This is a genomic window from Sulfitobacter sediminis (genome assembly GCF_040811725.1).
Classification (GTDB): Bacteria; Pseudomonadota; Alphaproteobacteria; order Rhodobacterales; family Rhodobacteraceae; genus Sulfitobacter; species Sulfitobacter sediminis.
Window position 1 is genome coordinate 330,762 of the sequence record NZ_JBFNXX010000001.1, and the last position, 26,671, is coordinate 357,432.

29 protein-coding genes and 1 pseudogene are annotated in these 26,671 nt (G+C 63.7%); 22 read left to right on the forward strand and 8 right to left on the reverse strand.

All coding sequences use genetic code 11. The annotated features are described in order from the left end of the window. Positions 1–164: 164 nt before the first annotated feature. The 4 genes from AB2B41_RS01600 (at position 165) to AB2B41_RS01615 (ending at position 3,791) form a co-directional block, all read left to right on the forward strand. Positions 165–1,754: an EF-hand domain-containing protein gene (locus AB2B41_RS01600; RefSeq protein WP_367875988.1), complete on the forward strand. Its 1,590-nt coding sequence runs from the start codon at positions 165–167 to the stop codon at positions 1,752–1,754. A 123-nt stretch (positions 1,755–1,877) separates the two neighbouring features. After that, entirely contained in the window at positions 1,878–2,078 is a 201-nt protein-coding gene (gene rpmI, locus AB2B41_RS01605) for a 50S ribosomal protein L35 (protein WP_367875989.1), read from the forward strand. Between the two features lie 15 nt (positions 2,079–2,093). Continuing rightward, the gene (gene rplT, locus AB2B41_RS01610; RefSeq protein ID WP_367875990.1) at positions 2,094–2,459 is read left to right on the forward strand and encodes a 50S ribosomal protein L20; all 366 of its coding nucleotides are present in this window, start codon (positions 2,094–2,096) and stop codon (positions 2,457–2,459) included. A gap of 105 nt (positions 2,460–2,564) precedes the next feature. Then, positions 2,565–3,791 carry an adenylate/guanylate cyclase domain-containing protein gene (locus tag AB2B41_RS01615; RefSeq protein WP_367875991.1) on the forward strand — a complete coding sequence of 409 codons (1,227 nt, stop codon included), beginning with the start codon at positions 2,565–2,567 and terminating at the stop codon, positions 3,789–3,791. On the opposite strand, the pseudogene AB2B41_RS01620 reads toward AB2B41_RS01615, so the two are convergent. Then, positions 3,788–4,108, reverse strand: a pseudogene (locus AB2B41_RS01620) (GFA family protein); the annotation flags it as partial. The gene AB2B41_RS01615 and the pseudogene AB2B41_RS01620 sit on opposite strands and share 4 nt — an antisense overlap. A gap of 227 nt (positions 4,109–4,335) precedes the next feature. Between AB2B41_RS01620 and pheS the strand changes: the two are divergent. The 3 genes from pheS (at position 4,336) to pheT (ending at position 8,971) form a co-directional block, all read left to right on the forward strand. Beyond that, positions 4,336–5,409: a phenylalanine--tRNA ligase subunit alpha gene (gene pheS / locus AB2B41_RS01625; RefSeq protein WP_367875992.1), complete on the forward strand. Its 1,074-nt coding sequence runs from the start codon at positions 4,336–4,338 to the stop codon at positions 5,407–5,409. Between the two features lie 237 nt (positions 5,410–5,646). Next, positions 5,647–6,444, forward strand: a complete 798-nt coding sequence (locus AB2B41_RS01630; RefSeq protein WP_367875993.1) for a CE1 family esterase — start codon at positions 5,647–5,649, stop codon at positions 6,442–6,444. A 127-nt stretch (positions 6,445–6,571) separates the two neighbouring features. Continuing rightward, the gene (gene pheT / locus AB2B41_RS01635) at positions 6,572–8,971 is read left to right on the forward strand and encodes a phenylalanine--tRNA ligase subunit beta (RefSeq protein WP_367875994.1); all 2,400 of its coding nucleotides are present in this window, start codon (positions 6,572–6,574) and stop codon (positions 8,969–8,971) included. Between the two features lie 68 nt (positions 8,972–9,039). Here pheT and AB2B41_RS01640 read toward each other — a convergent pair whose 3' ends face one another. Together AB2B41_RS01640 and AB2B41_RS01645 are read right to left on the reverse strand one after the other, a co-directional pair. After that, positions 9,040–9,792 (reverse strand): caspase family protein, encoded by a 753-nt coding sequence (locus AB2B41_RS01640; protein ID WP_367875995.1) that lies wholly within the window; start codon positions 9,790–9,792, stop codon positions 9,040–9,042. Between the two features lie 230 nt (positions 9,793–10,022). After that, positions 10,023–10,901 carry a LysR family transcriptional regulator gene (locus AB2B41_RS01645; RefSeq protein ID WP_367875996.1) on the reverse strand — a complete coding sequence of 293 codons (879 nt, stop codon included), beginning with the start codon at positions 10,899–10,901 and terminating at the stop codon, positions 10,023–10,025. An 84-nt stretch (positions 10,902–10,985) separates the two neighbouring features. Between AB2B41_RS01645 and AB2B41_RS01650 the strand changes: the two genes are divergently transcribed. From AB2B41_RS01650 to AB2B41_RS01665, 4 genes are all read left to right on the forward strand, one after another. Next, on the forward strand, positions 10,986–11,618 hold the full coding sequence (locus AB2B41_RS01650) for a class I SAM-dependent methyltransferase (protein WP_367875997.1): 633 nt from the start codon (positions 10,986–10,988) through the stop codon (positions 11,616–11,618). A gap of 38 nt (positions 11,619–11,656) precedes the next feature. After that, a complete protein-coding gene (locus tag AB2B41_RS01655; protein WP_367875998.1) occupies positions 11,657–12,118 on the forward strand; it encodes a YtoQ family protein in 462 nt (153 codons plus the stop codon). A 124-nt stretch (positions 12,119–12,242) separates the two neighbouring features. Beyond that, positions 12,243–12,884, forward strand: a complete 642-nt coding sequence (locus AB2B41_RS01660) for a dimethylsulfonioproprionate lyase family protein (protein WP_367875999.1) — start codon at positions 12,243–12,245, stop codon at positions 12,882–12,884. 25 nt (positions 12,885–12,909) lie between these two features. Continuing rightward, positions 12,910–14,511, forward strand: coding sequence for a GMC family oxidoreductase (locus AB2B41_RS01665; protein ID WP_367876000.1), 1,602 nt, complete (start codon positions 12,910–12,912; stop codon positions 14,509–14,511). A gap of 32 nt (positions 14,512–14,543) precedes the next feature. On the opposite strand, the gene AB2B41_RS01670 is transcribed toward AB2B41_RS01665, so the two are convergent. Next, positions 14,544–15,242, reverse strand: coding sequence for a glutathione S-transferase family protein (locus tag AB2B41_RS01670; RefSeq protein ID WP_367876001.1), 699 nt, complete (start codon positions 15,240–15,242; stop codon positions 14,544–14,546). Between the two features lie 149 nt (positions 15,243–15,391). On the opposite strand from AB2B41_RS01670, the gene mscL reads away from it, so the two are divergent. Then, positions 15,392–15,826, forward strand: coding sequence for a large conductance mechanosensitive channel protein MscL (mscL, locus tag AB2B41_RS01675; protein ID WP_367876002.1), 435 nt, complete (start codon positions 15,392–15,394; stop codon positions 15,824–15,826). An 88-nt stretch (positions 15,827–15,914) separates the two neighbouring features. On the opposite strand, the gene ald is transcribed toward mscL, so the two are convergent. Beyond that, positions 15,915–17,033, reverse strand: coding sequence for an alanine dehydrogenase (gene ald / locus AB2B41_RS01680; protein WP_367876003.1), 1,119 nt, complete (start codon positions 17,031–17,033; stop codon positions 15,915–15,917). A gap of 137 nt (positions 17,034–17,170) precedes the next feature. Here ald and AB2B41_RS01685 point away from each other — a divergent pair, with 137 nt between their 5' ends. From AB2B41_RS01685 to AB2B41_RS01700, 4 genes are all read left to right on the forward strand, one after another. Then, positions 17,171–17,629 carry an Lrp/AsnC family transcriptional regulator gene (locus tag AB2B41_RS01685; RefSeq protein ID WP_367876004.1) on the forward strand — a complete coding sequence of 153 codons (459 nt, stop codon included), beginning with the start codon at positions 17,171–17,173 and terminating at the stop codon, positions 17,627–17,629. Continuing rightward, entirely contained in the window at positions 17,626–19,209 is a 1,584-nt protein-coding gene (locus AB2B41_RS01690) for a GMC family oxidoreductase (protein WP_367876005.1), read from the forward strand. The genes AB2B41_RS01685 and AB2B41_RS01690 overlap by 4 nt, the downstream gene beginning before the upstream one ends. Positions 19,210–19,297: 88 nt before the next feature. Continuing rightward, entirely contained in the window at positions 19,298–19,477 is a 180-nt protein-coding gene (locus AB2B41_RS01695) for a hypothetical protein (RefSeq protein WP_367876006.1), read from the forward strand. Next, positions 19,474–20,115, forward strand: coding sequence for an NAD(P)-dependent oxidoreductase (locus AB2B41_RS01700; protein ID WP_367876007.1), 642 nt, complete (start codon positions 19,474–19,476; stop codon positions 20,113–20,115). Before AB2B41_RS01695 ends, AB2B41_RS01700 begins: the two co-directional genes overlap by 4 nt. A 212-nt stretch (positions 20,116–20,327) precedes the next feature. Here the strand turns inward: AB2B41_RS01700 and rpsU are convergent, their stop codons facing one another. Beyond that, positions 20,328–20,534 carry a 30S ribosomal protein S21 gene (rpsU, locus tag AB2B41_RS01705; protein WP_008207378.1) on the reverse strand — a complete coding sequence of 69 codons (207 nt, stop codon included), beginning with the start codon at positions 20,532–20,534 and terminating at the stop codon, positions 20,328–20,330. Positions 20,535–20,646: 112 nt separating this feature from the next. On the opposite strand from rpsU, the gene AB2B41_RS01710 reads away from it, so the two are divergent. Next, positions 20,647–21,333 carry a COQ9 family protein gene (locus tag AB2B41_RS01710; RefSeq protein ID WP_367876008.1) on the forward strand — a complete coding sequence of 229 codons (687 nt, stop codon included), beginning with the start codon at positions 20,647–20,649 and terminating at the stop codon, positions 21,331–21,333. Here the strand turns inward: AB2B41_RS01710 and AB2B41_RS01715 are convergent. Beyond that, positions 21,330–21,677, reverse strand: a complete 348-nt coding sequence (locus AB2B41_RS01715; protein ID WP_367876009.1) for a hypothetical protein — start codon at positions 21,675–21,677, stop codon at positions 21,330–21,332. The two genes, AB2B41_RS01710 and AB2B41_RS01715, sit on opposite strands and share 4 nt — an antisense overlap. Positions 21,678–21,757: 80 nt before the next feature. Between AB2B41_RS01715 and AB2B41_RS01720 the strand changes: the two genes are divergently transcribed. From AB2B41_RS01720 to AB2B41_RS01735, 4 genes are all read left to right on the forward strand, one after another. Then, positions 21,758–22,492 carry an energy-coupling factor ABC transporter ATP-binding protein gene (locus AB2B41_RS01720; RefSeq protein ID WP_367876010.1) on the forward strand — a complete coding sequence of 245 codons (735 nt, stop codon included), beginning with the start codon at positions 21,758–21,760 and terminating at the stop codon, positions 22,490–22,492. Then, positions 22,467–23,063 carry an energy-coupling factor transporter transmembrane component T family protein gene (locus tag AB2B41_RS01725; RefSeq protein WP_367876011.1) on the forward strand — a complete coding sequence of 199 codons (597 nt, stop codon included), beginning with the start codon at positions 22,467–22,469 and terminating at the stop codon, positions 23,061–23,063. Before AB2B41_RS01720 ends, AB2B41_RS01725 begins: the two co-directional genes overlap by 26 nt. A gap of 101 nt (positions 23,064–23,164) precedes the next feature. Then, entirely contained in the window at positions 23,165–23,710 is a 546-nt protein-coding gene (locus AB2B41_RS01730) for a biotin transporter BioY (RefSeq protein ID WP_367876012.1), read from the forward strand. Between the two features lie 89 nt (positions 23,711–23,799). Next, on the forward strand, positions 23,800–24,786 hold the full coding sequence (locus tag AB2B41_RS01735; RefSeq protein WP_367876013.1) for an NAD(P)H-quinone oxidoreductase: 987 nt from the start codon (positions 23,800–23,802) through the stop codon (positions 24,784–24,786). A 302-nt stretch (positions 24,787–25,088) separates the two neighbouring features. On the opposite strand, the gene AB2B41_RS01740 is transcribed toward AB2B41_RS01735, so the two are convergent. Further along, complete coding sequence (locus AB2B41_RS01740) at positions 25,089–25,727, reverse strand: ribonuclease T2 family protein (RefSeq protein ID WP_367876014.1); 639 nt, start codon at positions 25,725–25,727, stop codon at positions 25,089–25,091. A gap of 127 nt (positions 25,728–25,854) precedes the next feature. On the opposite strand from AB2B41_RS01740, the gene AB2B41_RS01745 reads away from it, so the two are divergent. Then, positions 25,855–26,619: a DUF1013 domain-containing protein gene (locus tag AB2B41_RS01745; protein WP_367876015.1), complete on the forward strand. Its 765-nt coding sequence runs from the start codon at positions 25,855–25,857 to the stop codon at positions 26,617–26,619. The last annotated feature ends 52 nt before the right edge of the window (positions 26,620–26,671 follow it).

Genomic DNA, 26,671 nt, shown 5'->3' on the forward strand with positions numbered 1-26,671 from the left:
GTGCCCTCCCTTGCTGTCCATCGGGCACCGCGAGGATCTTCCGATAACCTGCGCAAGGCAATCCCCTTGCCGCTCTACCATCCTTCGCCACAATCTCGCCCGTTTTGGCCGTTAGCGATTCATCCAAAGATTGCATTTATCGACGGTGAATCATGCAAAAGTTCTTGTCCATTCTTGCCCTGATCGCGCTCGTCGATCCGGTCCTGGCACAGCAGGGGGCAGGCGACACGCCGGTCGTGGAAGGCCGGCGCACCTTGCCCGAGATGACCCGGGACGTCATCCAACACATCCGCCGCAACCCGGCACAAACTCTCCAGATGACATTGCGCGAGTTTGCGCAATATGCCCCCGAGGGGGTGCTGACCCGCGACAGTCTGCAGCAGCGGCATGCTGCGCAAGTAGCAAATCAGCGTGCGTCCCTCATGGCGCAGTATCTGCGGTTCGACCTCGATGGCGACGCTGCGATCAGCGCCGATGAATTCACGCGACATCTTGCGTCATCAAGTGCATCCGAGTGCGCCATCCTGCTGACGAAGCGGTTCGAGGCCGATGCAGACAAGGACGGCGCGTTGTCTTCAATGGAAATCGAAACAGTTGTTCAGGTTTGGCTGGAAAAGAACACATCCAGAAGATTAGGCGGGGAGCATCTGCTCCAGTACGATCTCGACAGGGACGGAAGGGTCACGGAATCCGAGATCGTGGAGACCATTGAAGCGATTTTGCGCGAGGCACCCGAACCTTCAACGAAACGCCCCGACCCTGCCTCACAGCGCAGCGCCCATCTCGAGACCAAGAGAATTGCCCTGCAAGAAGCGGGCCTGCCCGAGCTTTGCCGGTATCCGCCGACATCGGCGAAAGCCGAGCTCCGGGTCCTTGGCGCCGTCCGGGGCGGCGGGCTGTCCGACGTCGCGATTGCCGGTACGCACCAGTCGACCACGGTCGCCCGGCTGCATATCGAAAAGGGCCAGGCGCCGCTCTACATCATTCTCGGCGCAGAGGTGCCGGTGATCTGGCAAATCTCCGGCGCGACGGATCGCGTTGAACGACTGGTGACACACGGGAGCAATGCGGTGACCGGCCTTCCGAAAGAGCGCGTTCACTTTGCCCGGTCTGGCATCTGCGCGCCCGGCCCTTCCGCCCTTGGAAAGCCGCGGGCACGCGAAATTCTCGGCAACGTGCTGCAGGTCGCCTTCGAAGACAGCCGCCTGAAGCCCCAGCAGCGCGAGCGGATGGACAGCCACATGTTTCCTTCATTGCAGACCAAGATCGGCAGCGCCGACCTTGTCGGTGTCGACGAACCGGTCGTCATTCGGGAAAGCTATTATCGGCGCAAGGAAAACGGAGGCCTGACCGAGATCACCAAACATGAGGCCGCCCGCATGCAGCTTGTGTATAAGCTGAGCCAGAGCTACCCGCTGGGCGTCGTTCGGATCGACCCAGAGGCACTGGTTTCCGATGGGGATGCCGAACGCTATGCTTTGTTGCCCGCCGAGGCCGGTCTATTGCAGATGATGGACCGGGGCGAATTGCGCGGTGACGACCTCAGCCGTCTCGTCATTACCCGGCCGATCGACGCACTTCCGTCCGGCCTGAGGAAATCCACGAATAACCGGATGGGCCAGGTATTCTATGTCGATCCGGGTGTGGAGCTTGACCTGTCGCGCGGCAATCTGAAGTGGTTCAACTACTGGGATGCGGTGGATAACGGCTGCGTGCAAGGTGTTCCCTGCTATATCCTGCCATCGCTGAAGTAACAAGGCGCGGGACCCCCTTGCCAAACATCCCGCATCCTCCTATACGCCAGCTTTCACCCGCGCGGCCGGCCGGTATGGCATGCCGAGTCGCGTGTAAACCGAACCAAAGAGACGGAGACGGAAATGCCAAAGATGAAGACGAAATCGAGCGCCAAGAAGCGCTTCAAGATCTCGGCGACCGGAAAGGTCATCGCGGGTCAGGCCGGCAAGCGCCACGGCATGATCAAGCGGACGAAGAAATTCATCCGCGACGCACGCGGCACGACAACCCTGTCGGAGCCCGATGCAAAGATCATCAAGGGCTTCATGCCCTACGACCGCTGATAGAGGAGAGCCGAGATGTCCCGAGTTAAAGGTGGAACAGTCACCCACGCCCGCCACAAGAAGATCGTCAAGGCCGCCAAGGGCTATTACGGTCGTCGCAAGAACGTCTTCAAGGTCGCCACGCAGGCGGTCGACAAGGCCAACCAGTACGCCACCCGCGACCGCCGTAACCGCAAGCGGAATTTCCGCGCGCTGTGGATCCAGCGGATCAACGCCGCCGTACGTGCGCATGACGAGTCGCTGACGTACTCCCGCTTTATCAACGGTCTGAACCTTGCGGGGATCGAAGTGGACCGCAAGGTGCTGGCCGATCTCGCCGTGCACGAGCCCGAGGCCTTCGGTGCCATCGTGGCAACTGCGCAGGGCGCGCTGGCGAAGTAAGCGCCGCCACATACCCATTCCAACAGCCGCTCCCTACGGGGGCGGCTTTTTTCGTTGACTTGGTTACTCGGGCTCGTTGCACAGTGCTAGAGGGGGTGTGCGGCGATGTTGGGCAATCTGATAGACTGGTTCAGGCGCCAGACGCAGATCGGTCTCGAGGGTCTGCCCGACAACGAGGTTTCGGGGCGTTACGCCTATAACGTGACCTGCTTGCTGGGAGCGGTTTTCACCGTTCCATTCGTCATCGGATATGCCCTGGCGGGTGCGCCCCTCCTTGCGGTGACGGTCTCGCCCCTGATGCTCAACTTCCTCCTGCCGCGGCTTATTCCGCTTGTCGGCCAGAGCCTGGCTCTTTTGATCGGCGGATCGGTCCTGATCTCTGTCTTTGTCGTGGCAACGTTTCTGACCGGTGCCTCCTCGGGGCTGTACCTTTTCATGTTTAACGGCATCGTGGCCGTCGCCCTGCTGCAGTCTGTCACGCGCCCGAAGGAGTCTGCGGTCTTGGTACTGGTGGTGATTGTCGCGATGGCGGCCTCCCGGCTTCTCTTCCCGGAGCCTTCCGGGCTTCTTGACGTGGGTGAGGGGTTCAACAGGACGGTTTACGTGGTCACTCTGATCGTTCTGACCAGTCAGATTGCGGCTATCCTCTTTTCGCTGACAGCACAGGTAGCCCAAGCCGAAGCGGCACTTGCCGCCGAACATGCCCGTTCTGAGGCGTTGTTGCAAAACCTGCTGCCGGACGAAATTGCGACGCGGCTCAAGGACCGGCCCGGGGAGGTGATTGCCGACGGGTTGCCCGCCGTGACGCTGCTTTTTGCCCATATCGTGGATTTCACGCCTCGGTCCGCGCGGATGTCGCCGGAGACCTTGGTCGGTTGGCTCAATCGCATTTTCTCGGCCTTCGATGTGCTGACCGCAGAACGGGGACTGGAGAAAATTAAGACTATTGGTGACGCCTACATGGTCGCCGCCGGGCTGCCCGTAGCGCGCAAGGATCATGCGGAAATCATCGCTGACATGGCGCTTGCCATGCAGGCGGAGGTCAAGCGGCTGTCGCAAGAACTGGGAGAGCCCATCGATCTGCGCATCGGCATCCATTCCGGCCCTGCTATCGCGGGCGTCATCGGCACGTCGAAGGTGTTCTACGACGTCTGGGGCGACACGGTAAACACGGCGAGCCGGATGGAAAGCCATGGGGAGCCGGGGCGGATACAGGTGACAGCGGCGACGCGGGCGCTCTTGGCGGATCGCTATGAATTCGCGCCGCGCGGGCCGGTGGAGATCAAGGGGATCGGCAGGATCGAAACCTTCTGGCTGACGGGCAAGCGTTAGCGCGGTGGCAGCTTGTCCACCGTCGGAACCCCTTCGGCAATGACGTGGAACGGCTGCTTGTCACAGCAGTAGATCGCCATTTGCGGGCCGGTGTAGACGCTCATGTCGTCGAGCGTGCCGACCTTGAGCACGATCCGCTGCCCATCGGGCAGGCGCGTGATCAGGTGCGTTCCGCAGGTGGGGCAGAAGTCGCGCGTGCGGGGGTTCTCGATGTCGTCGCGAGTGAACTGCGACGGCGTGCCTTGGGTAAAGGCGAAATCATCCGCCGCAACGATCATGAAGTAGTTCGGCCCGCCGCCCGAGATGTACTGACATTCCCGGCAATGGCATTACGCCTGCCAGAGCGGGTCGCTCGTGACCTCGTAGCGAATGTCGCCGCAATAACATCTTCCCGTGGTGCCCATCATTCTGTCTCCCTGTTTGATTGTGGTCAGCCTATCCCAGTCTCACTGATGGGTCACAGGGTTTCACCTGCCGCCCGCCCTTGCATCGGGAGGGGCGGCAGGCTAGCAGGGAGCCGCAAAACCAAGGGTCAGAGGCCGAGATGGACGATCTCAAGACAAAATACCTGAGCCAGATCGCGGACGCGGCGGACGAGGCGGCGCTGGAGGATATCCGGCTGGCCGCCGTGGGCAAGAAGGGCGAGGTCGCGCTGAAGATGCGTGAGCTGGGCAAGATGACCCCGGAAGAGCGGCAGGTCGCGGGCCCGGCGTTGAATGCGCTGAAGGACGAGATAAACTCGGCGCTGGCGGCCAAGAAAGCGGCCCTGGCCGATGCGGCGCTGGACGAACGGCTGCGGTCGGAGTGGCTTGACGTGACGCTGCCCGCGCGGGAGCGGCCGCGGGGGACGATCCATCCGGTTTCCCAAGTTACCGAAGAGCTGACGGCAATCTTTGCCGAGATGGGGTTTTCGGTTGCGGAAGGACCGCGGATCGACACCGACTGGTACAATTTCGACGCTTTGAACATCCCCGGACACCACCCCGCGCGGGCCGAGATGGACACTTTCTACATGCACCGCGCCGAGGGGGATAACCGCCCGCCGCACGTGCTGCGCACCCATACGTCGCCGGTGCAGATCAGGACGATGGAGAAGGCGGGCGCGCCGCTGCGCATCATCTGCCCCGGCGGAGTGTACCGGGCCGATTACGACCAGACCCATACGCCGATGTTCCACCAGGTCGAGGGGCTGGCGATCGACCGCGATATCTCGATGGCGAACCTCAAGTGGACGTTGGAGGAATTCTTTGCCGCCTTCTTCGAGATCGACGGGATCAAGACCCGCTTCCGCGCCTCTCACTTCCCCTTCACCGAGCCGTCGGCGGAGGTAGATATCCAGTGTTCCTGGGTCGACGGTCAGCTGCGCATCGGCGAGGGCGACGGCTGGATGGAAGTGCTGGGCTCGGGCATGGTGCATCCCAAGGTGCTGGCTGCCGGCGGGATCGATCCGGAGAAATGGCAGGGGTTCGCCTTTGGCATGGGGATCGACCGGATCGCGATGCTGAAATACGGCATTCCGGACCTGCGGGCGTTCTTCGATTCAGACCTGCGCTGGCTGCGGCACTACGGGTTCGGGGCGCTGGAGCAGCCGAATTTGCATGGTGGGTTGTCGGGGTGATTGCCGATTAGGGTGGACTGTGCGTCCACCTAACATGAGCGGAGATGTGTGCCCTTTCGCGTTTCTCGCGCCCAGGTGGTCGGGATAATCGCTTCTTATGAAGTAGCGGCCTAGGCAAGGATATGCGCCGGGTGATCGCGGACCGTGCTCGGATCGTTCGTAAGGTGGGCGTTTCGCCCACCCTCCTTCGCAGGATTGTGAGGTGACATCCGGGCGGCACACCTGCATGGCATACCCATGTCTGTCCGCGCGCTTCTCATCTGCCTCCTCCTGTTGATCCGGCCCACACCGGGCCTTGCAGAGGCCTGCGGTGCGGAAATCCCTTGCCCCCTCGGAGATCGGTCCTACCACGTCCGGCTGCCCGACGGTTGGGACGGCAAGACAGCCCTCCCGGTCCTGCTGCATTTCCATGGCTGGGGACGTCAGGGGGACCTGATCGTGAAGCATCGGCGGATCGCCGGGCATACCCGGCGGCGGGGGGTTCTGCTGGTGGCGCCGAACGGGCTTGGGCGGACCTGGGATTTCTGGCGCGCGGGCGGGCGGGATGTGACTTTTGCCCGTGCCGTGCTGGAGGATGTGGCGGCGCGGTTTCCTGTCGATCCGGAGCGCATTTACGTCTCGGGCTATTCCTACGGGGCGGCGATGGCCTGGCGCTTTGCCTGCGAGGCGGGCGCGGGGGTGGTGGCGCTTTTGGCGATCTCGGGGAAGTTGCCGCAGGACGCCGATTGTCCCGAAGCGCCGGGCGAGGTGCGGCAGGTTTACGGCTTTGCAGATGACGTGATGCGGTTTCCCTATGGCCCCGAGGGGGACGTGACGCATCCCGTGGCGCTCTGGCGTGAGGTCTACCGCTGCGGGGCAGCGGAACGGTTGGGAGATTGGCAGGCCGTCGATTGGCTGGTGCTGGAGCGGCTCCGCTGGGACTGCCCGGAGGGGCGTGTGACGCTTGATCTGCATCCGGGCGGGCATTTCATCCCGCACGGCTGGATCGGCTGGCAGCTGGATCAGCTGATGGGACGCGCGCCGGGCTATCCCTGAGGGTGCGCTTGTGGCCCTGTCGGATTTGAGTTGTAGTGGAAAGATGAAGCGCGGGACCTGTGCCTGATTGAAACCCGGCGGGATTGGCGGTACCGACACCACCGACAAGACCTGTGAGGACGATCCGATGAAGTTCACGCTTTCCTGGCTAAAAGACCATCTCGAGACCGAGGCGTCGGTCGAGGAGATTTGCGAGACGCTGACCGACCTTGGCCTTGAGGTCGAGGGGGTCGAGGATCGGGGCGCGAAGCTGCGGGATTTTACAATCGGGTATGTGAGATCGGCGGAGCAGCACCCCGATGCCGACCGGTTGCGCGTCTGCCAGGTTGAGACGGACGAAGGTGTGAAGCAGATCATCTGCGGCGCGCCCAACGCGCGCGCGGGCATCACCGTGGTCGTGGCCAAGCCGGGGGTCTACGTGCCAGGGATCGACACGACCATCGGGGTTGGCAAGATCCGGGGCATCGAGAGCTTTGGCATGATGGCCTCGGAGCGGGAGATGGAGCTCTCGGATGAACATGACGGCATCATCGAGCTGCCGTCGGGCAAGGTGGGGCAGTCTTTCGTGGATTGGCTGGCCGAGAACGATCCGGCCAAGGTCGATCCGGTGATCGAGATCGCGATTACGCCGAACCGTCCCGATGCACTGGGCGTGCGGGGCATCGCGCGGGACCTCGCGGCGCGGGGGCTGGGCAGGCTGAAGGCGCGCGATTGCGATCCGGTGCCGGGAGCGTTTCCCTGCCCGATCAGCGTGACGATTGACGCGGATACGCTGGAGCAGTGCCCGGTGTTCTACGGGCGTGTCATCCGGGGCGTGAAGAACGGGCCGTCGCCGCAGTGGTTGCAGGACGCGCTCAGGGCCATCGGGTTGCGGCCGATCTCCTTCCTTGTCGATGTGACGAACTTCTTCACCTATGACCGGAACCGTCCCTTGCATGTCTTCGACGCGGACAAGGTCGCGGGCAACAGGCTGCGGGTGCATCGCGCCAAGGGGGGCGAGACGCTCGTGGGGCTGGATGAGAAGGAATACACCTTTGATGCGGGGATGACGCTGATCTCGGATGCGGAAAACGTGGAAAGCATCGCGGGTGTGATGGGCGGGCTGGCCACGGGCTGTACCGCTGAGACAACCAATGTCTTCATTGAGGCAGCCTATTTCGACCCGATCCGCACGGCCTATACGGGCCGCGCGCTCAAGATCAATTCGGATGCCCGCTATCGCTTCGAGCGGGGGATCGACCCCGAATGGACCCCGCACGGCATCGAACATGCGACGCGCATGATCCTCGATCAAGCGGGCGGCGAGGCGTCGGAGGTTGTGGTGGCGGGGGCCATTCCGGATACGTCCCGCGCCTATCGGCTCGATACCGACCGGGTGCAGTCGCTCGTCGGCATGACGATCTCGGCGGAAACGCAGCGGGCGACGCTGGAGGCTTTGGGCTTCACGCTGGAAGGCGACATGGCCCATGTACCAAGCTGGCGGCCCGACGTGCAGGGCGAGGCGGACCTCGTGGAGGAAGTGGCGCGCATCGCCTCGCTGACGAAGCTTGAGGGCAAGCCGCTCCCGCGTCTCTCCGATGGCGTGCCGCGCCCGGTGCTGTCGCCCATGCAAAAACGGCTGACCGCGGGCCGCCGGGCGGCGGCAGCGCTGGGCTACCATGAATGCGTTACCTACAGTTTCATCGACAAGGCCACGGCGGAGCTTTTCGGTGGTGGCGACGACGCGACGATGCTGGAAAACCCGATCAGCAGCGACATGAGCCACATGCGCCCCGCGCTGCTGCCGGGACTCTTGCAGGCCGCCGCGCGGAACCAGGCGCGCGGGTTCGCCGACATGGCGCTCTTCGAGGCGGGCCCCGCCTTTCACGGCGGCGAGCCGGAGGAGCAGCACACGCTGATCACCGGCCTGCGCGTGGGCCGCACCGGGTCGAAGGACGTGCACGGGGCGGACCGCGCGGTCGATGTCTTTGACGTCAAGGCGGATGCCGAGGCTGTGCTTGCCGCCATGGGCGCGCCCGCCAAGGTGCAGATCCTGCGCGGTGCGTCCGAGTGGTGGCATCCGGGGCGGCATGGCATGATCTGTCTGGGGCCGAAGAAGGTGCTGGGCATCTACGGCGAGGTGCACCCGAAGGTGCTGAAAGCCATGGACGTGAAGGGCCCCGCCATGGCCTTCACCCTCTGGCCCGAAGAGGTGCCGCTGCCGCGCAAGTCGGGGGCGACACGGCCCGCTTTGCAGATCAGCGATTTGCAGGCGGTGGAGCGGGATTTTGCTTTTGTTGTCGATGCCGAGGTCGAGGCGCTGAACGTCGTCAACGCCGCGATGGGGGCCGACAAGGCGCTGATCGAAGATGTGCGCGTGTTCGACGAATTCATCGGCGGCGCGCTGGGCGAGGGGAAGAAGTCCCTCGCCATCACGGTGCGGTTGCAGCCGACGGACAAGACGCTGAAGGACGCGGATATCGAGGCGGTGGCGGCGAAGGTCGTGGAGAAGGTGACGAAGGCGACGGGTGGGGTATTGCGGGGGTAGGATGGGTGCTTGCACCCATCGCGGGTGATGGGTGCAAGCACCCATCCTACCGTTTCTGCCAGGCGCCCTCAGCGCTTGGTCAGGTCCTTCATGCCTATCTTGAGGTTCAGCGAAGACCGGGCCCAGGGCGACTGGGCCCCGTCCGTTTCGCTGACCACATCTGAACGCACCTGATCGAACACCTGCTGCAAGGTCAGCCCAGGGGTTCCGATCGCACGGGCAATTGCCGCCGTATAGGGGCTGTTGCTGCCAGTCCCATCGAGGGCCACTTCGCCGGGTCCCGTGGCATAGGCGATCAGATCGTTCGTCCGCGCGGTCATGCGCGCAAGCCCGTCGCCCAAATCCAACGCGCCGTCCGATTGGCTGGCAAAGGGATTGTCGCGGCAGGCGTCAAGGATCATCACGGTGACCGCCGTGGGCGTGTGGTAGCGATCCAGGATCCATTCCGCGGGAACCGCCTGTTCCGCAATGTCGGCTTCGGACCGGATGTCTACATCCAGCGGAAGAAGGTAGTTGAAATCGTTGCTGCGCACCCCGTGTCCTGCGAAATAGAACACCGCCAGCGCCTCGGACCCCGCCGCGCGCACTGTGCTGGCAAAGGTCTCGACGCCCTCCATCATTTCGGCACGGGTCACGTCTGTCAGTGTCGTGACGAAAAAGCCCGCGCCGCGCAGTTCATCGCTCATCAGGCGCGCGTCGTTCACGGGGTTGTCGAGTGCGGGGACGCTTGTGTACGCCGCGTTCCCGATTACCAGTGCGAACCGTTCATGCGCCGCTGCCGGTCCGGTGAGCAGGGCAATGACAACGTAAAGTAATGCCAAAATTCGCGTCAATTTATTCACCAAATATCTGGATGAGAGAGGCCGGCCGGCCTCTTCATATGTCTCAGTAGTCGCCCCCTGCCGCGGGGTCTTTCAATCGCAAAGACCATTAAGACAAGGCGAAATGGCCAAAGTCTACAGGAAAGAGGATGCCCGTCTTCACATCGGTGACAATTGCCCGGACACCTCCTTAAACCGACATGCGCAAAACGCGGGTCAAAGTCCGTTCGTTATCCCAACGCCTCCCCCAGCAGATCATACACCAACCGTATCCGCGGGTTGGTATGCACTTCGCGGTGCGCGACCAGCCAGAGGGGGAAGGTAACGACCAGCTCATCGGGCAGGATTTTCTCGAGCCCCGGCGTGCCCGCTGCGACGGTCTCATCCATCGGGATGATCCCGAGGCCCGTCTTGCACATCTCCCAGGCCACCAGCCCGCTTTCGGTGCGGACGCGGAAGTTGTCCTCGGTGATCGGCAGGTTCAGGCTGAACATGTACTCTAGGACGCGTTTCAGATCGCCCATTCCGATCCAGTCGTGTTCGGCCAGATCGGCAAGGGTTTCGGGCCGCCCGCGTTTGTCGAGATAGCCGGTGGTGGCATAGAAATACCCCTTCCGCTCGGCGATCAGCCGCGCGATCAGGTTGGGCTGTTCGGGGCGGACGTGGCGCAGGGCGATGTCGGCCTCGCGGGTCATCAGGTTGCGGATGTCGTCGCCCGCGACCACCTCGGCGATGATCTGGGGTGCGCGAAGGCGCAGGCTTTGCAGGATTGGCGGCAGCATATGGGCCGAGGCGACCTCGCTTGCCGTGATGCGCACCAGCCCCGCAAGGTCCGACTGCTGCCCGCTGGCCGAAAGCGACAGGCGGTTTGCGGCATCGCCCATGTCCTGCACATGCGGCAGCAGTTCGCGGCCCGCGTCGGTCAGGTGCAGGTAGCGGCCGTTGCGTTCGAAGAGCATCAGCGCCAACCTGTCCTCGAGTGCCGCGATCTGGCGGCTGAGCGTGGGCTGCGTCAGCCCGAGGCGGCGGGCGGCGGCGGAGAGCGATCCTTCCTGCGCGGTGGCCTCGAAGGCGCGCAAGAGGTTCCAGTCGGGTTGGTCCTGATCCATGCAAATACGTATATATAACCTTCAGAATTCGTCAATTCCCCGGTGATCCATACGGATGTAGGAGGGTGGAGAAAGGAGAACATTATGACAAACGCAGGAGAATTCTGGGACAACGCGGCGGGGAAATATGCCGCAAGCCCCATCAAGGACCCGGAGTCCTATGAATACACCCTCGGGCGCACGCGCAGCTATCTGCAGCCGACCGACCGGGTGCTCGAGATCGGGGCAGGCACCGGGTCGACCGCGCTGCAACTGGCGGCTGATGTTGCTGAGATCACCGGCACCGATATTTCCCGCGAAATGATGCGCATCGCCTCGGACAAGGCACTGGCCCAGAAAGCCCGTAACGTCACCTTCCAGGTCAAGACGGCACAGGGGGCAGCCGAAAAGGCCGGGCAGTTCGATGTGGTGCTGGGCTTCAACATCCTGCATCTGACCAACGACATGGAGCGGGTGCTGAGCACGCTCTACCGCGAGATGGCACCGGGCAGCATGTTGATCACCAAGACCCCTTGCATCGGCGATCCGTCCATGGGGCTCAAGCGCTTTGCGATCCGGGCGATGGTGCCGGTGATGCAGCTTTTGGGAAAGGCCCCCTTCGTACGCTACCTCACGGTGCAGGAACTTGAGGCAGCGATGCAATGGGCCGGTTTCCGCATTATCGAGACATGCTCCAAGCCCGCGATGAGCCGCTATATCGTTGCCCGCCGTCCGTAGACACCGGGGCCTCATGCGCTATGTAAGGCTCCGACAAGATGAAGGAGGGCCAAGCCGTGAAAGTCTATCTGTCCGGGGAAATCCACACCGACTGGCGGGAGCAGATCATCGAGGGGGCCAAGGGGCTGGACGTGACCTTTTCCAGCCCCGTCACCGACCACGCGGCCAGCGACGATTGCGGCGTGGCGATCCTCGGGGCGGAGGCGGACAAGTTCTGGCACGACCGCAAGGGCGCGCAGGTGAACGCGATCCGGACGCGCAAGGGGATCGCCGATGCGGATGTAGTGGTCGTGCGGTTCGGTGATCAGTACAAGCAGTGGAACGCGGCTTTCGATGCAGGCTATGCGGCGGCACTGGGCAAGTCGCTGATCATCCTGCATGGGCCGGACCATGCCCATGCGCTGAAAGAGGTCGATGCGGCGGCTTTGGGTGTGGCTTCTGAGCCTTCGCAGGTGGTGCAGATCCTGCGATATGTGCTGACGGGGAAGTTGCCGGGATAAGCCGGACGAATATCAGTCACGCAAATCTGGTCATTTCGCGTCCTTGCCGCTGTCGCAATCGGCGCGGACATCCCCCGCCTTTCTCCCTAGCCTCTGATCGTCAGGGGCTCCGGAGGAACGCGGGATGCTGGACCACACCGACCACGATCTTCTATGGGACGGACTGCTTACGGCCACGCGCGAGGCCTATGCGGCCAGTGCGGCACTTTCCGCCTTCTCTCCCTTCGCAGGGGATATCCGCCGTCAGCCGGTGACACCTTTCCACGTTGCGGCAGCGGCGCTTTTTGCGGCGGAAGCCGGGCTTTATACCGACAGCCTCGCGGCGCTGCGCGATGCCTTCCGGTCCTGCGCTCCGCTCGCCCAGTGGCGCGAGACCTACAAGGAAACCGACATCGGGCAGGATTTCATGGACCGTTTCGGGTGTTACTGTCTGATCGGCGAGGGCGGCGCCTTTGCCAGCGACACGATGGCGGCCTGGCTCGTCTACATGCCGCCGCATCTCTACTACCCCTGGCACCAGCATCCGGCGGAAGAGATGTACCTCGTCGTCGCGGGCGAGGCGCTTTTCCTGCGGCATGGCGAGGCCCCAGAGGTGCTGCGCCCCGGCCAGACCAGCGCGCATGCCAGCAATCAGCCCCACGCGATGCAGACCTTCGATCATCCGGTAATGGCGCTTGTGGTATGGCGCAACGGGTTCGACAGCCCGCCGGTTCTTACACCCAAGGATGTGCCGACCGCCCTTTGCAAAGCGTCCCTGCAGGCGTAGCCTTCTCCCAAAAGGGGAGAACACCATGGAATTCGACTACGTCATCGTCGGCGGCGGTTCGGCGGGCAGTGTCATGGCCTCGCGGCTGAGCGAGGACCCGAATGTTTCCGTTTGCCTGATCGAGGCGGGCGGGCAGGGGCGCGATCTTGTCATCCGCGCGCCTGCGCTGGTGGCGGCGATGATTTCGGGCCGCCCCAAGATCAACAACTGGGCGTTCCACACGGTGCCGCAACCGGAACTCAACGGCCGCAAGGGCTTCCAGCCGCGCGGCAAGGCGCTGGGCGGGTCCTCGGCGATCAACGCGATGCTGTATGTGCGGGGGCATCGCGGGGATTACGACGAATGGGCGGATCTGGGCTGCGAGGGCTGGGACTGGGAGTCGGTTCTGCCCTACTTCAGAAAGGCCGAAGGGAATGTGCGCGGTGCCGATGAGCTGCATGGCGCTGACGGTCCCCTCAAAGTGTCAGAGCAGTCGGAACCGCGCGAGATCTCGAAGGCGTTCATCGACGCCGCCGGGGAACAGCAGGTGCGGCACAACCCCGATTTCAACGGAGCCGAACTGGAAGGCGCGGGCTACTATCAGGTCACGCAGTTCCACGATGGCCCCGCCAAGGGCGAGCGGTGCTCGGCGGCGGCGGCCTACCTCAATCGCGATGTGCGCCACCGGCCGAACCTGACGATCCTCACCAAGGCACAGGCGCGGCGCGTGGTGATGACGGAAGGCCGCGCGACGGGTGTCGAGGTGCGGCGCATCGGGCAGGTGCAGGTGATCGAAGCGGCGCGCGAGGTGATCCTGAGCGCCGGCGCCTTTGGCTCGCCGCAACTTCTGCTGCTTAGCGGGATCGGCCCGCGGGATGAACTTTCGGCCCACGGCATCGCCGTGCAGCACGAATTGCCGGGCGTGGGGCAGAACCTGCAAGATCACCTCGATTACGTGATGAGCTACCACTCCAAGCGGCAGGACGTGATCGGGCTGGTGCCCTCGGGGCTGTGGAAACTGTTCAAGGCCGGGATGCAGTGGCGCAGGGACGGGACCGGCATGTTTGCCACGCCCTTCGCCGAGGGCGGGGCGTTCCTGAAATCGGACCCGTCACAGGACCGGCCCGACCTGCAATTGCATTTCGTCGTGGGCATCGTGGACGACCACATGCGCAAGATACACCTGCAATACGGTTATTCCTGCCATGTCTGCGTGTTGCGCCCCCATTCGCGCGGCAGCGTGGGCCTGACCTCGGCCAAGCCCGGCGCGCCGCCGCGCATCGACCCGCGGTACCTGTCGGACAGGCGTGATCTGGAGCTTTTGATGAAGGGCGCGCGGCAGATGGAAAGCATCCTGACCGCGCTGCCGCTGGACCCGTGGCGGGGCAAGCAGCTCTATGCCCATGACGGCAGCGACAGCGCGCTGGAGGCCGATATCCGCAAGCGCGCTGACACGATCTATCACCCGGTGGGCACCTGCAAGATGGGGGTGGATGACATGGCCGTCGTCGACACGGCAGGCCGCGTGCACGGTGTCGATGGGCTCCGCGTGGTGGACGCGTCGCTGATGCCGCGCCTCGTGGGCGGGAACACCAATGCGCCGACGATCATGATCGCGGAAAAGATCGCGGACGGGATGCGGGGGTAGGCCGGATCATTCCGTCCGGCCTGAGGAGTGCATCAGTCGCGCGGCGGGGTCACCAGCCCTGTCTGAACGGCTGGCCGCTCAAGGAACCGGTCGAGATACGCCACCAGATTGCGGTGATCCTCCCAGCCCACGACCTCTTTCGCACCGTAGAAATCCAGCGCCCTCAGCCAGGGCGCAATGGCGATATCGGCGATGGAATACTCCCCGGCCACCCAGTCCTTGCCCGCCAGCTCGAGGTTCAGCACGTTCAACAGCCGCTTGGCCTCGTCGATGTAGCGCTGCTGGGGGCGCTTGTCCCCCCACTCGGACCCGGCGAACTTGTAGAAGAACCCAAGTTGTCCAAGCATCGGCCCGAGGCCACCCATCTGGAACATCAGCCACTGGGTGACCTGCGCGCGGTCTGTCGCGGTCTCGCCGATCAGCTTGCCGGTCTTGTCCGCCAGATAAAGCAGGATCGCGCCGCTTTCGAACAGGCCGACGGGTTTGCCATCCGGCCCGTCGGGATCGATGATCGCAGGGATCTTGTTGTTGGGGTTGAGCGACAGGAATTCGGGGCTTTTCACATCCGCATCCGCCAGCGTCACCTTATGCGCCTCGTAAGGCAGGCCCATTTCCTCCAGCGCGATGGAGACTTTCACGCCGTTCGGCGTCGGAAAGGAATAAAGCTGCAGCACGTCGGGGTTCTGCGCGGGCCATTTCTGGGTGATGGGAAATGCGGAAAGGTCGGCCATTTGTCGCTCCTGTCTGACGTGTGACAAGACATAGGCGAAATTCCCCGCGAGAACAGGCTCGCCAATGTGCAATGATGTGTTGACGATTGTGCGTCAGCGAACCGCACACGTTTACCTTGCGGTCATGCAAACTGGAAAAGGGACAGTATATGATTCAAGAATTCAAGGACTTCATCGCCAAAGGCAACGTGATGGACCTCGCCGTGGGTATCATCATCGGTGCCGCTTTTACCGCGATCGTGACGTCGCTGGTGGGCGACCTGATCAACCCGATCATCGGCTTGATCCTCGGCGGCGTTGACTTCACCAGCATGTATCTGGTGCTGTCGGGCGATGTGCCATCGGGCGTTGGCCTCGATGCGGCGCGCGAGACGGGTGCTGCGATCTTTGCCTACGGTGCTTTCATCACCGCCTGCATCAACTTCTTTATCATCGCTTTCGTGGTCTTCATGCTGGTCAAGTTCGTGAACCGGATCAAATCCGCAGCCCAAAAGCCCGAGGAGGTCGCTCCCGAGGTCGAGACCGGGCCGTCCGAGCTCGATGTGCTGATCGAAATCCGCGACCAGTTGTCCAAGGGGCGCTGACCGCTTCGCTACCGCAAGCGGGCCGAAATGAAAAGGGCCGCCCGACAGGGCGGCCCTTTTGTCTTGGACGGGAGTTGTCCCCGCCCCACTATTCCTTCAGCGCCAGCTTCGGCGACAGCACGTCGATCCCAAGCGCCTTGCCGACCGCGTGATAGGTCAGCTTGCCCGCGTGCACGTTCAGACCGTTGAGCAGATGCTCGTCATCCGCACAGGCCTGACGCCAGCCCTTGTTCGCGAGATCCAGCATGAAGGGCATCGTGGCGTTGCCAAGCGCGATGGTCGAGGTGCGTGCGACTGCTCCAGGCATGTTGGCCACGCAGTAGTGCATGACGCCGTCGACCTCGTAGATCGGGTCCTGGTGGGTCGTTGCCTTCGAGGTCTCAAAACAGCCACCCTGGTCGATCGCCACGTCCACCAGCGCCGCGCCGGGCTTCAGCTCGGAAAGCTGCGCTTTGGAAATTAGCTTGGGCGCCGCCGCACCGGGGATCAGCACGGCACCGATGATCATGTCGGCCTCGCGCGCCAGTTCGATGGTGTTCTGGGCCGAGGCATAGCGCGTCTTGAAAAGACCGCTGAACGCGTCGTCGAGATAGCGCATCCGGGGCAGTGAGCGGTCGAGCACGGTCACATCCGCGCCCATGCCTGCCGCGACGCGCGCGGCGTGGGTGCCCACGACACCGCCACCGATGACCATGACATTGGCAGGCCCCACACCGGGCACGCCGCCCATCAGCACGCCGCGTCCGCCGTTGGCCTTTTGCAGGGTCCAGGCACCGACCTGCGGCGCCAGCTTGCCCGCAACCTCGGACATCGGCGCGAGCAGGGGCAGGCCGCCCATGCGGTCGGTCACTGTTTCATAGGCGATGCAGGTCGCGCCCGAGTCCATTAGGTCCTTCGTCTGCTCCGGATCGGGGGCAAGGTGCAGGTAGGTGAAGAGCACCTGACCCTCGCGCAGCATCTTGCGCTCCACCGCCTGCGGCTCTTTCACCTTCACGATCATGTCGGCGGTGGCAAAGATTTCCTCGGCCGTGTCGATGATCTTGGCCCCGGCCGCGACATACTGCGCGTCGTCAAAGCCTGCGCCGACACCAGCGCCTTTCTGGATGATGACCTCATGGCCCGCGTTCACCGCTTCCAGAGCGGCGGAAGGCGTCATGCCGACGCGGAATTCCTGGGGTTTGATTTCTTTCGGGCATCCGATTTTCATGGTGCGCTCCCTGAATTGAATTTGCGCCGTTCTTAGACGATCCCTGCCGCAAAGCGGTGCGAATTCGGTTGCCCCGGCGGCAGGTAAACGGGATAGTCTTGCGTAGGACCGACATTGGACGCGAAGGAATTGCGCGAATGAGCCTTGATGAGATTGATCGGCGTATCCTGCGCGCGGTTCAGCGCAACGGACGTATGTCGAACGCGGAGCTGTCCGAGGACGTGCACCTGTCGCCCTCCGCCTGCCACCGCCGCGTGCAGCGGCTGGAGAAAGAGGGCTATATCCGCGATTATGTCGCCCTGCTGGACGCGCGCAAGCTCAAGGTGCCCACAACGGTGTTCGTCGAGATCACGCTCAGGGGGCAGGCGGATGACATTCTGGACGCTTTCGAGAAATCCGTGGCGCGGATACCGGACGTGCTGGAATGTCACCTGATGGCCGGGACGGCGGATTACCTGCTGAAGGTCGTGGCCGAGAACACCGAAGATTTCGCGCGGATCCACCGGCAGTACCTCGCCCGGCTGCCCGGCGTTCAGGGGATGCAGTCGAGCTTTGCCCTGCGGACAGTGTTTCGGACCACGGCGCTGCCGGTATGAGCGGGGACTGGGATTACATCGTCGTTGGTGCGGGCAGCGCGGGCTGCGTGGTGGCCAACCGCCTGAGCGGCGCCGGGCACCGGGTGCTGGTGCTGGAGGCGGGGGGCAAAGATAACTACCATTGGGTGCATATCCCCATGGGGTATCTCTATTGCATCGGCAATCCGCGCACGGACTGGATGTACCGCACGGCCGAGGAAAAGGGCTTGAACGGCCGCGCGCTGCTCTACCCGCGTGGCAAGGTGCTGGGGGGATGTTCCTCGATCAACGGGATGCTGTACCTTCGGGGTCAGGCAGCGGATTACGATGGCTGGCGGCAGATGGGCCTGACCGGCTGGGGCTGGGACGACGTGCTGCCCTATTTCATGCGCTCCGAGGACTACGTGGATGGCCCGTCCGACATGCACGGGGCAGGTGGCGAATGGCGGGTGGAGAACCAGCGCCTGCATTGGGAGGTGCTCGATCACTGGATGGAGGCGGCGCACGCCTGGGGGCTGCCCAAGGTCACTGACTTCAACACTGGCGACAACGAAGGTGTCGGCTATTTCCGCGTCAACCAGCGTTCGGGCTGGCGGATGAACACGGCAAAGGCTTTCCTGCGGACAGCGACGGGCAAGGGGCTGAAGGTCGAGACGCAGGCGCATACGCGGCGGCTGCTGATCGAGGATGGCCGCGCGGTCGGCGTGGAATACGAACAGGGCGGCACGGTCAAACAGGCCCGCGCGGGGGCCGAGGTGATCCTGTCGGCAGGGGCGGTGAACTCGCCCCAGATATTGCAGCTGTCGGGCATTGGGCCGGGGGCTCTCTTGCAGGAGCACGGGATCGCGGTGGTCCACGATGCCCCGCAGGTGGGTGAGAACCTTCAGGACCATCTGCAACTGCGCTGCGCCTGGCGGCTTCAGGGCGCGAAAACGCTGAACACCCTTGCCAATTCGCTCTGGGGCAAGGCGATGATCGGGCTGGAATACGCGCTCAAACGCTCAGGCCCCATGTCGATGGCCCCCAGCCAGTTGGGGGCGTTCAGCAAGTCGCGCCCCGACCTCGCGACGGCGGACCTCGAATACCACGTGCAACCTCTATCGCTTGAGGCCTTCGGCCAACCGCTCCATGATTTTCCGGCGATCACCGCAAGCGTCTGCAACCTGCGCCCCGAAAGCCGGGGCACCGTGCGCATCGCCTCGCCCGACCCCAAGGACGCGCCCGTCATCGCACCCAATTACCTTTCCACCCCCGGTGACCGCCGTGTCGCGCGGGATGCGATCCGGCAGGCGCGGGCGATCATGGCCGAAGCCCCGATGCAGCGCTATGCGCCGCAGGAGATGAAGCCGGGTGTCACGGCGGAGGATGACGCATCGCTCGACCGTGCGGCGGGGGATATCGGTACGACGATCTTTCACCCCACCTGTACCGTGCGCATGGGCGGGGAGGACGCGCCGCTCGATGCGCAGATGCGGCTCAGGGGCGTCGGCGGCCTGCGTGTGGTAGATGCAAGCGCCATGCCCAGTATTACCAGCGGCAACACTAATGCACCCACGATCATGATGGCGGAAAAGGCCAGCGACATGATCCTCGGGCGGTAAGATCGGTCCGAATTGACGCAGCACGCTTTACCGCGCGCCTTTCGCCTCTACCTCTTTGCCGAGATAGGCTTTTAGAGAGGACGTTGCCATGAACCCGACACCGGCCAGCACCGCCGCGCATCTTGACCGCCCGAGCGAGACCGCGATGCGCAACCTCTTGCAGCGCACACCCTGGGCGACCGAGGCTCAGCGCGGGGCCTATGCCCTCGACCGGGATATCTCCGAGCACCGCAAGTCCCATTCCCTGTTCGAGGACCTGATGAATTGACCAAACGTATCGTCGTCTTTGGTGCCACATCGGGCATCGGCAAACTGGCCATGGAAGAGGGGCTGAAGCGCGGCCATACCGTGCGCGCCTTCGCCCGCTCGGCGGATAAGCTCGATGCGCGCGACGGGCTGGAAATCTGCGCGGGCGATGCGCTCAAGGCCGAAGACGTGGCGCAGGCGCTCCAGGGTATCGACGCGGTGGTCTACTGTCTGGGGATTGAGGAAAGCGTGGCAATGCTCTGGAAGGAGGTCACGCTGTTTTCCCGCTCGACCGAGGTGCTGTTGCAGGAAATGCCCAAAGCAGACGTCAAACGCCTGATCGTCGTCACGGGCTTTGGCGCAGGCCGCAGCAAGCAGGCGATGAGCTTTGTCGAACGCACCGGCCACCGCGCCATCCTTGGTAAGCCCTATGCGGACAAGGACCGGCAGGAAGAGATGCTGATGCAAAGCGATCTCGACTGGACAATCGCGCGGCCGGTGATCCTGACCAACAACAGGGGCACCGGGAAATACCGCGTGCTGCGCGACACGTCGAGCTGGCGCAATGGACTTATCTCACGCGCGGACGTCGCACATTACCTGATCGACGCGGTAGAGCAGGACGCGGATATCCGTGCGGACGTTGTGCTGGCGCGCTGAAGCGCGACCATATCTCTTAACGAATTGAGAACATTCGCTGATTAAGCGTTAATTTCTCTGCGACTCGTTGGTTTCACTCAACAAAACCCCGATGTCCCCACGGGGACAGGCCAATTACAGGCTTACCCGCAACCATTGGACCGCAAAAAACAGAACCCCCGCAGAGATAGCCCTGCGGGGGTTCCAAAACTGTGCCAGTCGCGGCGGTTTGCTTAAAGCATCCCTTCGCGCTGTGCTTTTTTGCGTGCCAGCTTGCGGGCACGGCGGATCGCTTCAGCTTTCTCGCGCGCTTTTTTCTCGGACGGCTTCTCGAAATGCTGCTTGAGCTTCATTTCACGGAACACGCCTTCGCGTTGCAGCTTCTTCTTCAGGGCACGAAGCGCCTGATCGACATTGTTGTCGCGAACACTAACCTGCATGTGGTTGTCACCACCTTTCTAGATAGAGTTGCAAGGATTTGCAGGAAATGGCCCTATATCAAGGTGAAATGCTTTTGTCGAGTCTCTCGACACCCGGAGAATGGAGAATTTCATGACCGATCCCAAGGACAGACTGCTCGATGCCGCCCTGCCGCATGTGCCCTTTGACGGCTGGTCGCCTGCGACGTTCAAGGCCGCGATCAAGGACAGCGAGATGGAGCCGGTGGTGGCCCGCGCCGTCTGCCCCCGCGGGGCGGTCGACCTTGCCATTGCGTACCACCATCGCGGCGATGCGCTGATGCTTCAGGCGCTGGCAAAGGAAGACCTGAGCGATCTGCGGTTCCGCGACCGCATCGCGCGGGTGGTGCGCCTGCGGCTTGAAGTGATCGAGAACAAGGAGGCGGTGCGGCGCGGCACGACGCTCTTTGCGCTGCCGATCTATGCACCCGACGGGGCCAAGCTGGTCTGGGGGACCTGTGACAAGATCTGGAACGCGCTGGGCGACACGTCCAAGGATTACAACTGGTACACCAAGCGCGCGACGCTGGGCGGGGTCTATTCCGCGACGGTGCTGTTCTGGCTGGGCGACAACAGCGACGGCAACGCGGCGACATGGGATTTCCTCGACCGGCGCATCGACAACGTGATGCAGATCGAGAAGGTCAAGGCGCAGGTCCGCAAGAGCCCGACACTGAGCCGTCTCTTCGCCGCGCCGAACTGGGTGCTGGGTCAGATCAAAGCGCCGGCGCAGTTCCGCCGCGAGGATTTTCCGGGGTCCTGGACCGCGCCTCGGGACTAGAGCGTCAGCAGCGTGACCGCGTGCAGGGCGGCGATCCCGAGGTTGGCAAGGACGACGGGGTGCATCACCGGCAGGGCTACCGCCGTCATCAGCTTATACACGATCTGCAATGGCAGCAGCGTCAATGCAACGCCGCGCGTGATGTTCTCCTGCCCTGCGCCGAGTTGCAGCAGCGCATAAAGGCTGACCGCCCCGATGGCGAGATAGACGCAAGCTAGGATGCGCCGCGCGGGCATATCCGGCCCGTAGACGTTGTCAACAGAGAAACGGTTCTGCCAGATGACCAAGGTCACCGCGAAGGTGACCAGAACATTGGCAACAAGCGACAGGACGAGCATTGTCATGCTTCGCAGGGTAATCCCGCCTTGCGGCCGGTCAAGCGCGCCTGTAGGCCAGCAGCGTTTTTCCGAGCGAGGCAAGCCGCGTGTCCCAACCGCCCGCACCTTTGATCGACCTGCAGAACGTCACCTATGCGCCTGAGGGCAAGGCGGTGTTGTCAGGCATCACCCTGCGCGCCGACGAACGGCGGATCGGGGTGGTGGGCCGCAACGGCTCGGGCAAGACGACGCTCGCGCGGATCATGGCGGGGCTGATCGCGCCGGACAGCGGGAAGGTCAGGATCGACGGCACGGACGTGGCAAAGGATCGCAAGGCAGCGCTGCGGCGCGTCGGTATCCTGTTCCAGAACCCCGATCACCAGATCATCTTTCCCACCGTCGAAGAAGAAATCGCCTTCGGTCTCACCCAGATGGGCCAACCGGCAGAAGAAGCGGCAGAGGGCGTTGCCCGCGTGCTGGCGCGTTTCGAAAAAGAGCATTGGGCGCGCGCTGCGATCCACCAGCTGTCGCAGGGTCAGCGGCAGCTCGTCTGCCTGATGTCGGTGCTCGCCATGGCACCGACACTGATCATCCTCGACGAACCCTTCGCCGGCCTCGATATCCCCACGACGCGCCAGTTGGAGCGGGTGCTGGCGGGGCTTGACGTCACGCTCGTTCTGATCACCCACGCGCCCGAGGCGGTGCAGGGCTATGACCGCGTGCTCTGGATCGACGAGGGCAAGATCCTCCGCGACGGTGCGGCGCAACCGGTGCTGGCGGCCTTCACCCAGCGCATGGCGCAGATAGGAGACGGCGATGATCTCTCTCACCTCGCCGGTTGAGACCCGCGCCCATGACTGGCCCGCAGGCGCCAAGCTGGGCGCGCTCTGTGCCGCGACACTGGTGCTTTTCTGGGTGCGCGACCCGCTCTGGCATGCGGGGTTCCTGGCGGCGACACTGGCGCTCTATGCCCTGCCGGGACGGCGTTTCCTGCGCGCGGGACTGGCGCGTCTCAGGGTCCTCTGGCCCTTCGTGGCCCTCATCGCGGTCTGGCATCTCGTGATCGGAGACGTCTCCGGCGGCACTCTGATCATCCTGCGAATGATCACCGCAGTCGCCCTTGCAAACCTCGTCACCATGACCACGCGGCTCAGCGACATGATGGGCGTGGTGCGCTGGCTCGCAACCCCCTTGCGCGCCTTTGGCCTCTCCACCCGCGCGGTGGAACCGGCCATGGCGCTGGTGATCCGCTTCACCCCCGTGCTGGCGCAAAAGGGCGCGACCCTGACGCTGGCCTGGCGTGCGCGCAGTCCGCGCCGCGCGGGCTGGCGGATCGTCATTCCCTTCGCCGTCACGGCCCTTGACGACGCGGAACACGTGGCCGAGGCATTGCGCGCGCGCGGCGGCCTCTAGCGGGGTGCCCCAAGGTTTTGCCGCACCGCAGCGCAACAGCGGTTGCGGGCGTCGCGGGTTTGTTCTAGCGCTGCACCTGCGAACAACCACAAGGATATCCCATGGAACGCTCCCTTGCCCTCGTCGCCATCTTTGCCGCCCTGACCGCGGCCCTTGGCCTGATGCCCAACCTGATGCTGGCCAGCGGTGTGCCGATCACCGCGCAGAGCCTTGGCGTCATGCTCTGCGGTACCGTTCTGGGGGCCAAGCGGGGCGGTCTGGCCGCACTCCTGTTCGTGGCGCTGGTGGCCCTCGGGTTGCCGCTCCTTGCAGGCGGACGCGGTGGCCTTGGTGTCTTTGCAGGGCCGACCATGGGTTTTGTCGTGGGCTTCCCCATCGCCGCCTTCGCGACGGGTTTCATCATGGAGCAGACGCGTAACCTGCCTGTCGGTGTGGCCGCGGGCATCGCGGCTGCCATCGGTGGGATCGTGGTGCTCTATGCCTTCGGCATTGCGGGCTTCATGATGGTGCTGAACAAGGGGCTGATGGAAGCGCTGCCGGTCTTTGTCTGGTACATCCCCGGCGATCTGATCAAGGCGGTGCTGGCCGGGCTGATCACCGCGGGCCTTGCCCGCGCGCGTCCGGCAAGCGTACTGTCCCGCGCCTGATCGGTCGCGCGCAACGCATGCGAAATCGGGGTGCACCTGCCGCCGGGAGGCATTAGAAAGCCTTCAAACCCGGACGAAAGGAGCCCCCGATGACCCAGACGATGCGCGCAATGGAAATCACCAAGGCTGGCGGGCCGGAGGTGCTGCAACTGGCCGAACGGCCCGTGCCGACACCGAAACACGGGCAGGTCATCATCAAGGTGGCCTTCGCCGGTGTGAACCGCCCCGACGCGCTGCAGCGCGCGGGCCTTTACGCGCCGCCGCCCACGGCAAGCGACCTGCCGGGGCTGGAAGCGGCAGGCGAAGTGGTCGAGGTCGGCCCCGGCGTGGCGGATGTCGCGATCGGCGACAAGGTCTGCGCCCTCTTGCCCGGCGGCGGCTATGCCGAATACGTCGCCACCCCCGCGGCCCACTGCCTGCGCATCCCCGAGGGGATGGGTCTCAAAGAAGGGGCCTGCCTGCCCGAGACCTTCTTTACCGTCTGGTCGAACGTCTTCATGCGCGGCGGTCTGAAGGCGGGGGAACGCTTCCTCGTGCACGGCGGCTCTTCGGGCATCGGCACAACGGCGATCCAGCTCGCCCGCGCCTTCGGTGCCCGCGTCTTCGCCACCGCAGGGACGGACGCCAAATGCGCTGTCTGTGCCGATCTGGGCGCGGAGGCCGCGATCAACTACCGCGACACCGATTTCGTTGACGTGCTGCAGGCCGAGGGCGGGGCGGACCTGATCCTCGACATGGTGGGCGGCTCTTACATCCCGCGCAACCTGACGGCGCTGGCGGAGGACGGGCGGCTCGTCCAGATCGCGTTCCTGCAGGGGCCGAAGGTCGAGGTAAACTTCGCCACCCTGATGACCCGGCGGCTGACGATGACCGGCTCGACACTGCGCCCCCAAAGCGATCTGGCCAAGGCCCGCATCGCCGAGGAGCTGCGTACCCATGTCTGGCCGCTTCTGGACAGCGGGCAGGTGGCACCGGTCATGGACAGCACCTCTACCTTGGAGGAGGCGGCCAAGGCCCATGCGCGGATGGAGGGCGGCGCACATATCGGCAAGATCGTGCTTGATGTCAGCGGTTGAGCCAAAGGACGCGGGCAAGCCCGCGACACGATTCTATTGATTTGGCTCCGCCAAATCGGTTTTGCGAGGCGCTGCCTCGCGCTCCGGGACTTTATGAGGCCAGAAAGAGCAAGGTTTCGTTAACCTTGTTTTGAGATGCTGGCTCTGCGGTACAGGCTTGGACTCCGATGACCGCGCCAGGAAGAGAGCGTTTCGTTCTTTCCAAGGGGGGAGTGGTAGAGAAAACCATTCCCCTCTTTCTGGCTCAATAAAGTCCCCGCCGGAGGCTTCGGAACGCCTGCTGCAAGCGGGCGGCCGGGGTATCAGCGTAGCGGAGCGAGGACCGCGTTCTTCATCCTGCAATCGCGCACGACGTCCTGTCCGCAGGGCACCGGGTCGAGCGATTTCGACAGGCAGATGCGCGCCTCTTGTATCTGACCCTCCTTGCAGGTGATCGTCACCCCGTCGGGCTCGAGCGCCGGATTGGCCTTGAGAAAGGCCTCTTCGACAACGGACGCCGGGAGACGTACCTCGCGCTGCAACTTTCGGAAGATATTGGGACGGGTGATGCGACCGTAGGCTTCACGCGACAGCGCGTAATAGTCAGGAGCGGAAAGACCGGTGCAGGAGCCGTGTTTCTTCCATTGGTACCAGGCGAGGCCGGGGGTGCCCATGATATCGGCCATATCGGCGGTCATGCGTCGTGAGGGCGGACGTTCGGCGGTCTGGCAGAAAGAGGGGTAGCCGCGATGGTATTGCGGCCAGAGGCCATGCAGGATCCAGCCGTGGCCGGTGCCCCGGGCGCATTGCGGCGAGCCTCTCGCGTCGCCTTCGCGCAGGCACCAGTTGGGAGACCAGCTCAGGGCGGCCACGTAGTAGTCGAAATCACCGGGTCTTTCGCCTTCGGCGGTGGCGGATGTAGCGATGAGCGCGGCCAGAAGGCCGGCGAAGAGCCTGCGCATTGGGTCTTTCCTTATCGGTTCGGGCTGACTATAAGGCCTGCAAGTTCCCCGACAATGGAAACCGTTCCGGCCACCGGGACAGCCCTTTGAGGCGACGGGGAAGTTGCGTTTTCGAAGGAGAGACAACATGTCGAAACCGATCATGGCAAAGGCGACCGCTGTCTGGCTGGTCGACAACACGACCATCAGCTTCAAGCAGATTGCCGATTTCGTCGGCATGCACGAGCTTGAGGTGCAGGGTATCGCGGACGGCGACGTGGCCGCAGGCGTCAAGGGGTTCGACCCGATCGCCAACAACCAGCTGACGCAGGAGGAGATCGACGCGGCCGAGAAGAACCCGTCGCACAAGCTGAAGCTCAAGTTCAATCCGGCGGCCCAGGGCGAGGAAAAGCGGCGCGGGCCGCGTTACACGCCCCTGTCCAAGCGGCAGGACCGTCCCGCCTCGATCCTGTGGCTGGTCAAGTTTCACCCCGAACTGACGGATGGGCAGATCGGCAAGCTCGTGGGCACGACCAAACCGACCATCCAGGCGATCCGCGACCGGACGCATTGGAACATCTCGAACATTCAGCCCATCGATCCCGTCGCGCTGGGTCTGTGCAAGCAATCCGAACTAGACGCCGCCGTGCAAAAGGCCGCCGCCAAGAAGGCGCGCGAGGGCGAGGTGATGAGCGACGACGAACGACGCAAGCTGGTCAGCACCGAGCAGAGCCTGGAAATGGAAGCCGAGCCGAAGATCCCCACGGCCATCGAAGGGTTGGAAACCTTCACGCTCTCCGGCGACGATTCCGACGACGACGACAAGAGCGACAGCGATTACGCCGATGCCGATAGCTTCTTCTCGCTGCCGGGCGACAGCGATGACGACGAGGAAGAGGACGCCAAGTCCTGATCCTTGCAGGGCGATCTGTCGCCGGTAAAGAGAACATGCGGTTGCAAATTGC